Origin of the sequence: Sorangium sp. So ce302, from assembly GCF_051530145.1 — a bacterium.
Classification (GTDB): domain Bacteria; phylum Myxococcota_A; class Polyangia; order Polyangiales; family Polyangiaceae; genus Sorangium; species Sorangium cellulosum_B.
On the sequence record NZ_CP150326.1, the window covers coordinates 12,280,493 to 12,295,526 of the forward strand.

Consider the following 15,034-nt stretch of genomic DNA (forward strand, 5'->3'; position numbering starts at 1 on the left):
GCGTGGATCGGTGTTCGTCGTCGACGCTATCCAGCGTCGAGGGATACAGCGAGTCGGCCGCAATGATGGAATCCGGAAAAGGCGTCGGCAATCCAAATTCGCGAGTCTCGTCGCGTGGATGATCGTCGACGACAGAGCGGCTTCGACGCTCAGCTCATGATCTCATCGCGGGCGCAGACGCACGTCCCAGACCGACGATCGGCGTCACGTGGTGGACGTGCTCCCAGGCGCCAGCGTGGGTGGTTGGGATGTTCCGAGAACGAGTGAAGCCGTTGGGATCGTTGGCTTTTGCCGGTGGATCAGCCGATCACGCTCTGGGTGTCATGCCGACCGCTGGCCGTCGGTGGAAGATTGTTTTGACCGATCGGAAACGCGCTGCGCTGGCCTTCCTCGAGCGTGCTCGACAAATCGATCGCCATCGAGCATGGCGAAGCGCCGGCCCCCGGTTCCCGGTCATGTGCGCCCAGGAGCGAGGCACGTTGCAGCGGTCGCCGCCGAACCAGGCCCGCGTCCAGCCGGCCGCGCCGAGCCCAGGCGCCGCGCCGAGCGCAGGGCGCAGCAGGCGGATGAGCGAGCTCCGCCGTCACGTCGCGACGCTCGCCGCGGCCCGCGTGCTGTAGCCTGAGAGCGAGGAGACCCATGATCCTCGAGACCTTCCACTACGATCGGGACACCAAGAAGTGGTCCGTGCGGGTGCTGCCGGTGCTCGACAGCGAGCGGACGCTGGTGCTCGCGTTCGGGGCGCCGGAGCTCCTCGACGACCCCGGGGCGATCCGCGAGCTGCGGCGGGCGTACCCGCGGTCGCACATGGTGGGGTGCTCGAGCGCGGGCGAGATCGCAGGCACGTCGGTGCGCGACGGGACGCTGACGGTGGCGGTGGCGCGGTTCGAGCGGACGACGCTCGCGACGGCGCAGGTGGAGGTGGCGAGCGCGCCTGCGTCGTTCGCCGCGGGGCAGGCGCTGGCGCGCAAGCTGGAGCGGCCGGGGCTGCGCGGGGTGCTCGTGCTGTCGGAGGGGCTCGGGGTGAACGGCAGCCAGCTGGTGCGCGGGCTGAACGCGGTGCTGCCGGAGTCGGTGGTGGTGACCGGGGGCCTGTCCGGGGACGGGACGCAGTTCAAGCGGACGTGGGTGTGCGCGGGGGACGTGGTGCGCAGCGGGCTCGTGGCGGCCGTGGGGCTGTACGGCGAGCACGTGGTGATCCAGCACGGGTCCAAGGGGGGCTGGGACAAGTTCGGGCCGGAGCGCGTGGTGACGCGCTCGGAGGGCAACGTGCTCTACGAGGTCGACGGCCGCCCGGCGCTCTCGCTGTACAAGGAGTACCTCGGGGACAAGGCGGCGGAGCTGCCGGCGTCGGCGCTCCTGTTCCCGCTGGCGTTGCGCGCGACGGCGCAGGACGAGAAGGCGCTGGTGCGGACGGTGCTGGCGGTGGACCACGACGCGCAGTCGCTGACGTTCGCGGGGGACGTGCCGAGAGGGCACCTGGTGCAGCTGATGAAGGCGGACTTCGAGCGGCTGATCGGGGGCGCGGAGCTGGCGGCGAGGGCGGCGAGCGAGGCGGGAAGGGCGGGCGGGGACAGCGCGCTGGCGATCGCGATCAGCTGCGTGGGGCGCCGGATCGTGCTGGGCGACCGGACCGAGGAAGAGGTCGAGGCGGTGGCGGACGTGCTGCCGAAGGGCACGCAGGTGACGGGGTTCTATTCGTACGGGGAGATCTCGCCGTACGCGACCGGCCACTGCGACCTGCACAACCAGACCATGACCCTCACCGTGCTCTCCGAGGCGCCCACGCCGCTCGCCAGGAGCGAAGGCCCGCGGGAGCGAAGGCCGCGCGCCGCGAAGCGGGCGCCGGCCGTGGCGGCGCGCGTCGTCGCGCAGCCGGCCGGCGGGATGGCGGAGTTCGAGGAGCTCGAGATCGCGTCGGACTCGACGTTCACGTCCGAGACCTCCTTCGACGCGCCGGCGTCGGCGTCGAGCGCGACGCCGGGGCCGTCGCCGCTGTCGCCGGGGCGCGAGGGCGAGGAGCCGCGGCCGACCATCCGGGTGCCGCCGAACGGCCGCAGGGCGTCGCGCCCGCAAAGCGCCGAGCCCGCCTCGGGGCCGGTCTCGTCGGGGCACAGCCCCACCACCGTGGACCGGCCGCCGCCCGCCGCCTGGGCGCCCCGCGCCGCGCCGACGCGGAGCGTGCCGCCCGCCGGCGCCGCCGGCCGCCTCGACAGCCTCGCGTTCGATCGGCGCACGATCGGCGACGTCCTCGTCGTCCGGCTCGCCGGGCGCATGACCGAGGCGTTCAAGGGGGCGGCGCTCGCGCGGGAGCTCGAGGGCAAGGTCCTGCTCGACCTCGCCGGCGTCGAGCGGATCACGTCGTTCGGCGTCCGCGAGTGGCTCCAGATGATCCATGCGGCCCAGCCGCGCCTCCGCGCTCTCTACCTCGCGCGCTGCTCCGAGCCGGTCATCAACCAGCTCAGCATGATCCGGCGGTTCGCCGGCAACGGGCGGGTCGTCTCGTTCTATGCGCCGTACTGCTGCGAGTCGTGCGGCGCCCAGTTCGAGCGCCTCGTCGACTGCGCCCACGACGCGGCCTCGCTCGCCGAGGGCAAGCCGCCCGACGCGGTGTGCCCCCGCTGCGACGGCGCCGGCGCCTTCGACGACGACGCGGAGACGTATTTCGGGTTCGTCGCCCAGCACGGCGCCGGCGCGATCCCGCCGGAGGTGCGCGAGATCCTCCACGAGCTCGAGAGGGCCGACGAGCCCGCCGTCGGCGACGTGGTGGAGAAGTCCGTCGAGGGGCGCGTCACCCGCTTCAAGGTGGGCAGCAAGCTGACCGCGACGATCCGCTGGAGCCGCATCATCGACGGCCTCGAGGGCCAGGTCGTCTTCGATATGAGCAGCGTCCCCGCGGTCACCGCCGACGGCGCGGCGCGCTTCGAGTCGGCGCTCCGCAAGCTCGACGGCGCCGTCGAGGCGATCCGCATCGAGGGCTGTCCCCGGCTGCTCGCCGAGCGCACGGCGGGCCCCTCGTGGCCCGAGCTCGCGCGGATCGAGTCCGCGGTCGTCGAGGGCCGCTGCGCGTCCTGCAGCGCGACCCGGACGGTGCTCGTCGAGGTCGATCGGCACGCCCCCCTGCTCCGCGGCGGCCAGGACCCGAGCGTCACCTGCAAGCGCTGCAACACGCCGCTCGCCTTCGACGGCTCCCGCTCGCTGCTCTACGTCCTCGGCGCCCACGCGACGCGCGCCCCCTCGGTCCCGCCGCCGCCCGCCCTGCCTGCGGCGAGCTCGCAGCAGCAGCAGGCCGCGGCGCCCGAGGCGCAGCAGCACGGCGCGGGCGCCGCCGCGCCGCAGCAGCGCGGCGCGGGCGGCAACGCGGCGTTCCTCGCGCTGCTCGGCGGGGTGGCGCTCGCGGCCGCCGGCTTCGCGGCGTGGCGCGGCGGCGTCGGCCCCGCCGCGCCAGGGGCCTCGGCGGCGCCCGCTGCTTCGGCAGCGCCCGCGGCCTCGGCGGCCTCGGCGGCCCCTGCGGCCTCGGCAGCGCCTGCGGCCTTGGCAGCACCCGCGGGGGAGGCGCGCGCGCCGGCGCCGCCCGCGAGCGGCCCCGGCGCGGCGGGCTGGTCGGTCATGGACGACCTCCCGCCCGCGTGGGTGGAGCGGCCGTTCGTCGTCGAGGGCGAGAGCGTGCTCGTCGTCGGCCGCGGCGGCCCCGCGGCCAGCGAGTCGGGCGCGCTCGCGGCGGCGCGCAACGGCGCGATCGAGCGCCTCACGTCCGGCCTCGCCGCGGAGCTCGCGGGCTCTCCCGCGGCCGAGCTCCTCGTCGCGCAGCCGCCGGCCGAGGCCAGGGCGGCGCAGCGCGCGGAGATCGTCGAGCGCATCGCCGGGCGCTTCCTCGCGCAGGTCGGCGCGTTCGCGACGCCCGAGCGCGTGGACGCCGTCGTGCGGCGGGAAGGCGACGGCGTGCTCGCCTTTGCGCGGTACAGGCTGTCCCGGCAGAGCTTCGACGCGGCCGCGGAGCTCTACCGCCAGACGGCCACGTTCCAGGGGCTCACCGTGGCGCGCTTCTTCCCGCAGCTCGAGGCGCGGGTACGCACCTCCGGCGAGCTCGTCGTCGTCGCGGCGGAGCGCTCGCAGCGCGGCGCGGATCCAGGGATCGTCGCGGGGGACGTCGTGCTCTCGGTCAACGATCGCCCCGTCCATTCGGTCGAGATCTTCGGGAAGGCCGCGGCGGACGCGTGGGCGCGCGCGCCGGCCGGTGGTACGATGACCCTCCAGATCGAGTCGCGCGGTGAGCGCCGCAGCGTGAGCTTCGCGAAATCCCAGGCCGAAGGCCCTCGATGAGCACCATGACCGCCCGCCGCGCTCCTGGAGAAGTGACGCCGCCGGCCCGAGCGATGGAGGTGGTCGAATGACAGAGCGCCACGCCGCCGGCCCCATGAGCGTCGGCTCGCGCCACCCCACCACGCTCGGCAGGTACAGCCTGATCAAGAAGATCGGGATGGGCGGCATGGCCGAGATCTGGGTGGCCTCCGTCGCGGGCATCTCGGGCGTGAGGAAGATCTGCGTGGTCAAGCGCATCCTCCCGCACCTCGTCGACAGCCCCGAGTTCGTGCGGATGTTCCTCGACGAGGCGCGCATCGCCGCCACCCTGGACCACCCCAACCTCGTCCAGATGTACGACATCGAGGACGTCGACGGCGTGCCGGTCATCGCGATGGAGTACCTCCACGGCGAGGATCTCAGGACCGTCCGGAAGTCGCTCCGGTCGGCGAACCGGCGGATGCCGATCGAGCACGCGATCACCATCGCGGCGGGCATCGCGGCGGGGCTCCACTACGCGCACGAGAAGGTCGGCTTCGACGGCAAGCCGCTCGACATCGTCCACCGCGACGTGTCCCCGCACAACGTGATCGTCACCTACGACGGGGCCGTGAAGATCCTCGACTTCGGGATCGCGAAGGCGACGAACCGCGTCAACGAGACGCGCGACGGCGCGCTCAAGGGCAAGGTCCCGTACATGTCGCCCGAGCAGTGCACGAGCGAGCACCTCGATCGCCGGAGCGACATCTACTCGGTCGGCCTCCTGCTCTACGAGATGTCGACGGGGAGCCGGATGTTCCGGCGCGGCGCCACCGAGTTCGAGCTGATGCGGGCGATCGTCGAGGACCCCGTGCTGCCGCCGAGCGAGGTCTGCGCCGACTACCCGCCGGGGCTGGAGCGCATCCTGCTCAAGTGCCTGGAGCGGGATCGGGAGAAGCGGTACGCGACCGCGAGGGATCTCCAGATCGACCTCGAGGCGTTCGCCCGGGAGGAGCGGCTCGCCACCTCGGCGCTCGCCCTGTCGTCGTTCATGTCGGAGCTGTTCGGCCAGCGCGTGGAGGTGTGGCGGGGCGCGCTCGCCTCGGGGGCGGACCTCGAATCGCACATCGTCGAGAAGCAGGAGGCGATACAGAACGAGGACTCCTTCGCGGGCGCGCTCGACGCCGTGGGCGGGGCGTCGCAGGCCGCCGAGACCGGCCGCCCGGGCGGGGTCGCCACGAAGCTCTCGGCGCCGCTCTTCGCGGCGTCGCGTCCCGACGCCGCGGGGGATCTGGACACGCCGCCGCGATCCAGGAGGCTCCCCGCGCTGTCGCTCGCGGACGCCGGCCCCGGGGCGGAGCCCGAGGGGGCGCACGGGCACGGGCCGCGGGCCCTCACGGTGACCAAGCGGAGGCTGGGCAGCCTGCTGATCGTCTCGCTGTCGGGGCGGATGACCGAGGAGCTCCAGGGCCTCGCGGTCGCGCGCGGCATCTCCGGCCGCGTGCTCTTCGATCTGGGCGGGGTGCAGCGGGTCACGTCGTTCGGCGTGCGCGAGTGGATGGCGATGCTGGCCGAGGTGTCGCGGAGCGCGTCCGAGATCTACATCGGCCGCTGCACCGAGCCGATCGTGAACCAGATCAGCATGATCCGCCGCTTCTTCGGGGACGGGCGCGTCGTGTCGTTCTACGGCCCGTACCGGTGCGAGCGCTGCGGCGCCGCCTTCGATCGGCTGTTCGACTGCGACAGGGACGCGCACCTCGTCAGGACGCACGAGCCGCCCGCGAGCCCCTGCCCGCGCTGCGGCGCGGCGGCGGTGTTCGACGACGACGCCGAGAGCTACTTCGCGTTCGCGGCGAGCCAAGCGGGGATCGATCTGCCGGCGGACGTGCGGGCGGCGCTCGACGAGCTCGCGCGGCTCGACGCGGGGACCCACGAGGCGATCGAGAAGACGGTCGACGAGCGCGGGACGCGCATCCGCGTGCGCTGCAAGCTCGACGCGCACGTGCGGTGGAAGCGCGCGCTCGACGGGATCGAGGGGGCGCTGGTGCTCGATCTCGCGGGCGCGGCGGGGGTGACGTCCGAGGGCGCGAGGGCGCTCGCCCTGTCGCTCCGCGCGCTGGGCGGCGAGGTGACGTCGATCCAGATCGAGGGCTGTCCCGTGGTGCTGCTCGAGCACCTCGCCTCCGAGAGCCCCCCGCTGCGAGCGGAGGTGGTCTCGGCGATCGTCGAGGGCACCTGCGAGCGGTGCAACGCGCCCCGGCAGACGCTGCTCGACGTGAACGAGGCCGCGCACGCCGCCCGCGAGGACCGGGAGCCGTACGTGCCGTGCAAGCGGTGCAACGCGCCGCTCGCGTTCCCGTGGCTCCGGCCGGCGCTGAGGCGCCTCGGCGCCGCGCCGGAGCCGACGCCCACGCTCGCCGGAGCGCCCGAGCCGGCGACGAAGCGCTCTGCCGCGGGGGGGCACGTGACGACGGCAGGGGCGGGCGCAGGGGCAGGGGCGCCCGCAGGCGCAGCGGCGCCGGCGGGGGCGGGCGCGGGCGCAGCGGCGCCGGCAGCGGCGCGCGCGGGCGCAGCGGCGCCGGCGGGGGCGTCTCCGCCTGCCGCGGCCGTCTCGGCGGCCCGTGGCTCCAGCTCGCGCGGGGTGCTCGCGGCGTTCGCGGCGGGAGCGCTGCTCGTCCTCGCCGTGGCCTTCGCCTACCAGGGCCGGGGACGCCCGCGCACCGCCGCCGGGGCGGACCCGCCGCCCGCGCCGAGCTCGGGGTGGCGCGCGGCGCCGCCGGCCGAGGAGAGCCCTCCGTGGATGGACCGGCCGTTCACCGCCGAGGGCGACGCGATCTTCGTGGTCGGCGAGGGCTCGGGCGCCAGCCGAGAGGCAGCGCTCGCGGTCGCGCGCGCCGACGCGATCTCCCGGCTCGCGAGCAACGTCGTGCCCGCGCTCGCGGGGTCGCAGGCCTACGGCTTCATCCAGGCGCACGGCGGCGGCGCGCGCCGCGCCGGCATGGCGGAGGCCGAGGCGAGCCGCTACCTGAAGCAGGTCGGCGCGTTCGCCACCCCCGAGCGCGTCGACGCGCGCTTCCAGGAGCGCGGCGGCGCGGTGGCGGCCGTCGCGCGCTACCGCATGCGCAAGGAGAGCTTCGACGCGGCCGTGCAGAGCTACCGGAGGACGGTCAGCGCGCTCGGGCTGACCGCGGCGCCCCTCTTTCCGCTGCTCGAAGGCGCGCTGAAGACGAGCGGAGACGCCGTCGTGGTCGCCGTGGAAGACCGCGGCCCCGCCGCGGCCGCGGGCGTCCGCGTCGGCGACGCGGTGGTCGCGATCAATGGCCGGCCGCTCGTCAGCTTTGAAGCGATGCGTCATGCGCTGCCGAGCGCGCAGGAGGGCGCCACCCTCGAGCTCACGCTCGAGTCGGGCGGCGCGCGGCGGACGATCGCGATCAAGAGGCCGAGCGGGGCGCGGGAAGGGGGCTGAGGCAGGGCGGGCCGCGCCGCCGTGGTGCGCTCCCGCGAGCGGCGCGGCGCGCGGTGAGGGCGTCCGCGACATCGCGCCGCGCCGGCACGCGAGCGCCGCGCCGGCCAGCAGAGGGGCAGAGGAGCGTCGCTTCCTCGGCATCGGCTGTCCGGCCGGCGATCGGCTGCGCTATGCTGGCTGCCGCGGCGCGGCGCTCTCGGTCGGAGGTTTCGAACATGCGCGGCCTGGAAGAGATCGAAGGGCTGGAGGCCGGAACCCTGATCGCCGGCAAGTACCGCGTGGACCGGCTGCTCGACAAGGGCGCGATGGGCGCCGTCGTCGCCGCGACCCACGTCGATCTCGACGAGCTCCGGGCGATCAAGGTGCTGCTGCCCGCGACCGCGGCCGATCCGGAGATGTGCGGGCGCTTCCTGCAGGAGGCGCGGATCGCGTCGCGGCTCAGGAGCGAGCACGCGGTCAAGGTGCACGACGTCGGGCGGCTCGAGAACGGGCTGCCGTACATGGTGATGGAGTTCCTCGACGGCCGCGATCTCCGGGTCATCCGCAAGCAGCGGGGCCCGCTGCCGGTGGAGGAGGCGACGCTCTACGTCATCCAGGCGTGCGACGCGCTCGCGGAGGCGCACGCGCTCGGGCTCGTGCACCGCGACGTGAAGCCGGCCAACCTCTTCCTGACGCACACGCGCGAGGGGACGCCGTGCATCAAGGTGCTCGACTTCGGCGTCTCCAAGGTGTCGCAGGCGGCGCTCCTCGGCGTCGCCGAGATGCGGACGAGCACCGGCCAGATGCTGGGGACGCCCCACTACATGCCCCCCGAGCAGATGCGCGGGCAGCGCGACGTCGACGCGCGCGCGGACATCTGGGCGGTCGGGTCGCTCCTCTACGTGCTGCTCACCGGCCGGTATCCCATGCACGCGCGCTCCGTCCAGACGGTCTCGCTCGTGCTCGGGGGCAAGTTCGTGCCGCAGCTGCCGTCGAAGGTCTGCCGCGGGCTCTCGCCGGACATCGATCCGATCATCATGCGGTGCCTCGAGCGGGATCGCGACAGGCGCTGGCCCGACCTGGCGGAGCTCACGCTGGCGCTCCGTCCGTTCGCGCCGCCCGCAGCGCAGCCGCTCGTCGACCGCATCCAGCGCATCCTGCGCGGGAGCCTGCGCGACTCGCTGTCCGGGGTGCGCCCCGGCGTGGACGGCGTCGACGCGGGGGAGCGCGGCTCGATCCCCACCACCATGGGCTCCGGCCCATCCACCGGCGGCATGGCGATCGAGCTTCGCCCGGAGCTGCCACCTCCCGTGTTCCCCGCGGCTCCCGAGGAGGCGGATCCGGTGGAGCGGAGCGAGGCCATCACGGTGTCGGACCGCTCGCGCGCCCGGGAGGAGACCGACCTGGTGGAGCGGAGCGAGGCCATCACGGTGTCGGACCGCTCGCGCGCCCCGGCGGAGGCGGATCCGGTGGAGCGGAGCGAGGCCGTCACGGTCTCGGAGCGCCCTCGCGCCCGGGCGGAGGCCAGCCCTGCGGAGCGGAGCGAGGCGGCGACGGTCTCGGGCCGCCCGCGCGCCCCTGCGGAGGCGGATCCGGTGGAGCGGAGCGAGGCCGTCGCGGTCCCGGACCACGCGGGCGTCCGGGCGGAGGCCAGCCCTGCGGAGCGGAGCGAGGTGGCGACCGGCTCGGACCGGCCGCAGCCCCGGGTGGAAGCCGGCCGTGTCGGGCTCGGCGCGGCCGGTTCAGCTCCGGAGAGGGCGCGCGTCGAGGAGGACGCCGACGAGACGACGCTCGCGGACACGCTCCGGCGGCTGCGCTCGCCCTTCAGGGCGGGCTTCGTCCTCGCGGCGGTGGCGGCGGCGATCGTCGTCGCGCTGCTGGCCAGCGGAACGCGGCCCGAGGAGCGGCCCGCGAGCGGGAGCCTCCCGAGCCCGGGCTCGCCCCCGGGGGGAAAGGGCGTTCCGGTCAGCGCTCCGCCCCGGTGACACCGGAGAGGGAGACTCCCGCCCTGCGGGCGCTCGGGGAGAGGCCCTCTCGGGACAGGCGGTGAGGTGGAGTCGACGTGTCGTGAGCGCGGAGCGGCGGGCCGCGCCGCGCGCGCGTCACTTGCCCTGCGAGATGACGCCGCAACCGATGCGGCCACCGGCGTTTCCGGCGGGCTGGCCGCCGTCATCCGCCTTCTCGTGGACGATGATGGCGCGGCCGAGGAAGGTGTTCGGAGCGCCCTGCTTGAGGTTCGCGCCCGCGGCGATGATCTCATGGGTGCCGGTCCCATCGGCCTTGACCTCGATATTGCCGAGATCGCCGAGGTGGCGAGCCGCGGCGTCGGGGAGGCCGTGCGGGTGGTTCTCGGGGTTGTAGTGCGCGCCCGCGCTCTTCGCGTCCGGCGCGCTGCAATCGCCGGTCTCGTGCACGTGGACGGCGATCTTGCCCTTGGGAGCGCCCGAGACCTGGACGGCGACCTTCACGCCGCCCTCGACCTCGGTGAAGGTCGCCGTGCCCTTGAGCTTCGACTTGGTCCGCGCCTCGATGGGCACCGAGACGCTCACCGGCGGTGCAGGCGGCGCGGCCGGCGGCGCAGCGGCCTCCGGCGCCGCGGCGCCGGCCGGCGGGCTGGCCTCGGGCGCCGCGGCCGCGGGCGCCGCGGGCGTCTCCGGCGCAGGCTGCGGCTGGGCGGGGACGTCGGGGACCGCAGGGGCCGGCTCGGGCGCGCCGCCACAAGCGGTGGCGCCCAGGACGAACGAGGCGAGCAGCGAGAGACGATAGGCCGGTTTCATCACAGCGGAGACCTCCAGGTTCGCGAGGCGTTGAACCTCCGCCGTCTCGTAGAGCGGTCCTGGCGAGCGATCAATCGGCGAACCCGACATTCGTCATGTGCGCCGGCTCGAGGCGCGCCGGCGCGCGGCCAGCGCCGCTCGCGCCGGCCCTCGGCGCCATGGGCAGCGCGCGCCCGACCCTTCGACAGCGACGAGCGAGGCGCGGAGTCCGCCGCCGCGCCTCGCCGAGCTCAGCGGCGCGCGCTCACTGCGCGGGCGGGCAGCCGATGGGCCCGGTGCCGATCACGACGTCATCGATCCACATCGAGCGGGCGGAATCCGCCTGATAGGACTCCCAGCCGAGGCCGATGCTGTCGAACGCCGGCGCCTTCCACGTGTAGTTCGCCTCGTTATTGGCGCAGCCCTGGCCCGTCCCGGACACCTTGAGATCGGCCAGCTCCTCGCCATTGAGCCAGAAGCGCATCTCGTTCTTGGGCCCGTCGAAGCTGAACTCGACGCAGGTCCATGCGCCGGTCGGGACCACGGTCGTCTCCTCCGCGTGGTGCCAGCAGTCCGTCTGCGGTCCGGTCTTCGGGTCGCTCCAGTACCCGGGCGTATCGTAGTTCGCCATGAGCTGGCTGCCCGCCGCGACCGGGTGCTGCCCGCCGTAGCGATACTGTGCCGCGTAGGGCATTCCCTCGAAATCGCTGCCAGGAATGGTCCCTGAACCGTCGATGATGGTCCAGTGCACATCCCCCGTCGGCGCAGCATCGAGGAAGAGCATCATGCGACCATGAATGACGTTCGCCTCGGTGGGCAGGGCGTCGGCGTCCGTGAACTTGATCATGGCCGACTTGTAGTTGCTGTCTCCCGTGCTCGCGGGCGTGGTCACCTTGATGGACTTGGCGCCGCTGTAATGCTTCGTCGTGTCGACCGACACGGTGGAGCCCGCCATGGCCGTGTAGACCGTCCACGCGCCCAGCTTCTCGCCGTTCGCGGCCTGGCCCTCGTACGACTCGAAGTCGTCGCAGAGCAGCGCCGCGCAGGCCGAGCCGCCGCCGTTCCCGCCGCCCTCGCCGGCGCCGCCGCCGCCCGTGGCGCCGCTGCTGGTGGTGGTGGTGGTGGTGCCGCCGCCCTCGCCAGCGCCGCCGCCGCCTGTGGCGCCGCCGCTGGTGGCGCCGCCGCCCGTACCGGTGGTCGAGGACGACGACGACGACGACGTGCCACCATCGTCATCCGAGCACGCAACCGCGCCCGCCGCAAAGGTCGCGAGCAGGCCAAGCAAAGTAACGCTAATTCGAAGATTCATGTTCGTTTCCATCCTCCGCGGCGACTATTGCACGAGGTCATCGCGTGGTTCAAGAACGAACGTTTTCGGCGGATCGCACGATCCAGGCGCTCGAACTCGAATGGCCCCGGCGGTGCGGGGCAACACGAAAAGGCCCGGGAGCAGCCTTGAACAGCCAGCCTATCGGGCCGGGAGCGAGCGTGAACGTTCAACCGCCGTCCGCCCCGCTACCCTCTGCGCCTGCGCCCGCCAACATCGCCTCCGGCGAGATCGCATAGAGCCTCTCCTCTCCCTGCTTTCCCCGGATCCGCACCAGCGCGGGCATCGCTTCTCCCGGGCTCCCGGCCGCGGTGAACGTCGCCTCATCCATCAGCAGGCCGCCGGCCTTCGCCTGCGCCTGAATCCGAAACGCGGTGTTCACACGATCGCCGATGATGGTGAACTCCCGCCTGCCGCTCGACCCGATGCTCGCCAGCAGGACGGGCCCTGTCGAGAGCCCGAGCCGCGTCGGGAAGGCGGGTCGGCCCTGCGAGCGCTGGTGTTCGTTGAAGGCCGCGATGCTCCGCTGGATCCGCTGCGCCGCCGCGAGCGCGTCACTCGCGCCCCGGAAGAACGCGAGCATGCCGTCGCCAACGTACTTGTCGACCTCGCCCGCGTGGTCGTAGACGATCTGCGCCACCGTGGCCATGTAGAGGCTGAGATCCGCGATCAGCGGCCCAGGCTCCTCGCTCTCCGAGAGCCGCACGAACTCCTCGATGTCGCTGACCAGCACCGTCAGCACCTCGCGCGCCGGCGGGCTCGGCCGGTTCGACGACACGCTCTCCTCGATGCTCTCCCACGCCCGGTCGGACAGGTAACCGCGCAGCGCCGCCTGCATCTGGCGCACCTGCGCGTAGCGCTCCTCGAGCTCCCTCCGCTGCCGCTCGAGCTCCCGGCGCTGCCGGTGCAAGAGCAGCTGCGTCCCCACCCTGGCCAGCACCTCGCGCAGCTCGAACGGCTTCGTGACGTAATCGACGCCGCCCGCGTCGAACGCCATCACCTTGTCGCCGATGCCGGTCATCGCGCTCAGGAAGATGACCGGGATGTCCGCCGTCCCGGGATCCCCCTTGAGCCGGCGGCACACCTCGTAGCCGTCCATGTGGGGCATGCTCACGTCGAGCAGGATGAGGTCCGGAGGCGCCGCCGCCGCCGACATCAGCGCCATCGCGCCGCTGATCGCCGCCCGCACCTCGTAGCCCTGCGCCGTCAGCATCGAGGTCAGGAGCGACAGGTTCGCCGGCATGTCGTCCACGATCAGGATGCTCGGGGGCTCTTCCCTGGGGCGCTCCGGCCGTGCGCCCGGGGCCGCTCCGCGGGGGGCTGGCTTTGCGTCGGTGTCCGTCATGACGGCTCCTCCTCGTCGGCGCTCGATAGCGCCAAGATGCTGTCGAAGCGATACCCCCGCGCGAGCTCGGCCACAGCCCCCGCGAGATCCGCGTCCTCAGGCCGGAACCGATCGAGCGTCGCCTGGACGGCCTTCGCGTCGAGCCGCGTCGCCGCGCGCCGGAGGTCCTTGCGGAGCGCGGCGGGCAGCCCGGCCGCCGCCCGGGCGAGGTCGACCGCCGGCGCCCCCTGGGCAGCGCCGGGCTCGGCGGCGCGCTCCTCGTACTCGAAGCGGGCCCCGAGGTGCTTCGTCAGGAGGCCGAGGATGTCCGCGTCGCGGAACGGCTTGCTCACGAAGTCGTCGCACCCCGCCTCCGCCGCGAGCGCCCGGTTCTGCTCGAACGCGCTCGCGGTCATCGCCACGACGACCGTCTCGTGCCCCCGCGCGCTCGCCTTGATGCGGCTCGCCGCCTCGTAGCCGTCGAGCAGCGGCATGCGGAGGTCGAGCAGGACGAGGTGCGGCGCCCACGTCTCCCACTGCGCCACGGCGCCGAGCCCGTTGGTCGCGCTGCGCGCCTCGACGCGCACCGAGTCGAGCAGCTTGAGCAGGCAGTGGCGCACGTCCCACCGGTCGTCGACCACGAGCACGCGGTACCTCGGCTGGCCCGGCGAGAGGCCCACGGCCCGGAGTGCCCGCGGCGTCGCGCCGCCGGCGCGCGCGTCGGGCGCCTCGGCCAGCGACAGGCGCACGTCGAAGCGGAGCGTCGTCCCGCGGCCGACCTGGCTCTCCACCCGGATGTCGCCCCCCATCATCCGCACGATGCGCCGGCTGATGTGCAGGCCGAGGCCCGTGCCCTCGCGCGACTGCCGCCCGGTCGCGGTCTGCGCGAACGCCTCGAAGAGCTCCGCGAGCTCCGCCTTGGCCATGCCCCGGCCGGTGTCCGTCACCTCGAACGACACCCGCACCCGCCCCGCCGCCGCGCCGTCGTGCGCGCCTGTCGCGCGCCGCGCCGAGGCGCGCAGCGTGACCGACCCGCGCGGCGTGAACTTCAGCGCGTTGCCGAGCAGGTTGATCAGCACCTGCCGCAGCTTCCCTTCATCGCCGTGGACGTGCCGCGGCACGTCCTGCGCCCGCTCGACCCTGAGCGTGAGGCCCCGCTTCTGGGCCTCGACCGCGAACATCTCCGAGAGCCCCGAGAGCGTGTCGTGGAGGTCGAACTCGGCGTCGACGAGCGTCATGCGGCCGGCCTCGATCTTCGCCATCTCGAGGATGTCGTTGACGAGGCCGAGCAGGTGCTCGCCGCTCTTGCAGATGACCGCGAGGTTCTCGCGGTGCCGGTCGGCGAGCGAGGGGTCGCGCTCCACGAGCTGCGCGAAGCCGAGGATCGAGTTGAGCGGGGTCCTGAGCTCGTGGCTCATGTTGGCGAGGAACGCGCTCTTCGACCGGCTCGCGGTCACGGCCTCCTCCCTCGCCCTGCGCGCCTCCTCCTCGGCCCGCCGCGCCTCGGCGAGCTCCTCGCAGAGCCGCTGCTCCGCGGCGCGGCTCACCGCGAGCTCCTGCGCCTTCCGCTCGAGCTCGAGCTCGCGGGCGTGGAGCCGCCGGCGGAGCGCCCAGAGGGCGACCAGAAGGAGGGTCCCGACGACCACGGAGGCGGAGATCCCGACGACCTGCATTCGATGTGCCCCACCCGCCTCCTGCGCGGCGGGAAAGACCGGAGCGCCGATCCCGTCGGAAGGCACCGATCAGGTTACAGGAGTTCGGGGCAGCCCGTGGGGGCCCGATCGGGCGCGCCGCGCGGCTTTGGGCGGCGGAGCGGCGCGCTCGTCAGGCAGACCACGGAATCGACGGAGCCGCGCCGCGGCAGCGCGACGCGGCGGTCGGTTCTCCCCGGCGCGTTCACG

Annotated in this window: 8 protein-coding genes; 4 read left to right on the plus strand and 4 right to left on the minus strand. The window is 73.9% G+C overall.

The genetic code is table 11. From position 1 onward, the window contains the following. Window positions 1-479 precede the first annotated feature (479 nt). From WME73_RS46470 to WME73_RS46485, 4 genes are all read left to right on the plus strand, one after another. Window positions 480-620 carry a hypothetical protein gene (locus WME73_RS46470; protein ID WP_437913762.1) on the plus strand — a complete coding sequence of 47 codons (141 nt, stop codon included), beginning with the start codon at window positions 480-482 and terminating at the stop codon, window positions 618-620. Between the two features lie 19 nt (window positions 621-639). Then, entirely contained in the window at window positions 640-4,323 is a 3,684-nt protein-coding gene (locus tag WME73_RS46475; RefSeq protein ID WP_437913763.1) for an FIST N-terminal domain-containing protein, read from the plus strand. A 67-nt stretch (window positions 4,324-4,390) separates the two neighbouring features. After that, complete coding sequence (locus WME73_RS46480) at window positions 4,391-7,747, plus strand: protein kinase domain-containing protein (protein ID WP_437913764.1); 3,357 nt, start codon at window positions 4,391-4,393, stop codon at window positions 7,745-7,747. Window positions 7,748-7,962: 215 nt separating this feature from the next. Next, a complete protein-coding gene (locus tag WME73_RS46485; protein WP_437913765.1) occupies window positions 7,963-9,711 on the plus strand; it encodes a protein kinase domain-containing protein in 1,749 nt (582 codons plus the stop codon). Between the two features lie 117 nt (window positions 9,712-9,828). On the opposite strand, the gene WME73_RS46490 is transcribed toward WME73_RS46485, so the two are convergent. From WME73_RS46490 to WME73_RS46505, 4 genes are all read right to left on the minus strand, one after another. Further along, window positions 9,829-10,503 carry a superoxide dismutase family protein gene (locus WME73_RS46490; protein WP_437913767.1) on the minus strand — a complete coding sequence of 225 codons (675 nt, stop codon included), beginning with the start codon at window positions 10,501-10,503 and terminating at the stop codon, window positions 9,829-9,831. A 244-nt stretch (window positions 10,504-10,747) separates the two neighbouring features. Next, the gene (locus WME73_RS46495; RefSeq protein ID WP_437913768.1) at window positions 10,748-11,791 is read right to left on the minus strand and encodes a hypothetical protein; all 1,044 of its coding nucleotides are present in this window, start codon (window positions 11,789-11,791) and stop codon (window positions 10,748-10,750) included. A gap of 187 nt (window positions 11,792-11,978) precedes the next feature. Then, window positions 11,979-13,154, minus strand: a complete 1,176-nt coding sequence (locus tag WME73_RS46500) for a response regulator (protein WP_437913770.1) — start codon at window positions 13,152-13,154, stop codon at window positions 11,979-11,981. Beyond that, window positions 13,151-14,872 (minus strand): ATP-binding protein, encoded by a 1,722-nt coding sequence (locus tag WME73_RS46505; RefSeq protein WP_437913771.1) that lies wholly within the window; start codon window positions 14,870-14,872, stop codon window positions 13,151-13,153. Before WME73_RS46505 ends, WME73_RS46500 begins: the two co-directional genes overlap by 4 nt. Window positions 14,873-15,034: the final 162 nt, after the last annotated feature.

Coding starts and splice junctions, on each gene's coding strand:
- WME73_RS46495 (WP_437913768.1), bottom strand. CDS start 11,791: ATGAATCTTCGAATTAGCGTTACTTTGCTTGGCCTGCTCGCGACCTTT.
- WME73_RS46485 (WP_437913765.1), top strand. CDS start 7,963: ATGCGCGGCCTGGAAGAGATCGAAGGGCTGGAGGCCGGAACCCTGATC.
- WME73_RS46480 (WP_437913764.1), top strand. CDS start 4,391: ATGACAGAGCGCCACGCCGCCGGCCCCATGAGCGTCGGCTCGCGCCAC.
- WME73_RS46490 (WP_437913767.1), bottom strand. CDS start 10,503: ATGAAACCGGCCTATCGTCTCTCGCTGCTCGCCTCGTTCGTCCTGGGC.
- WME73_RS46475 (WP_437913763.1), top strand. CDS start 640: ATGATCCTCGAGACCTTCCACTACGATCGGGACACCAAGAAGTGGTCC.
- WME73_RS46500 (WP_437913770.1), bottom strand. CDS start 13,154: ATGACGGACACCGACGCAAAGCCAGCCCCCCGCGGAGCGGCCCCGGGC.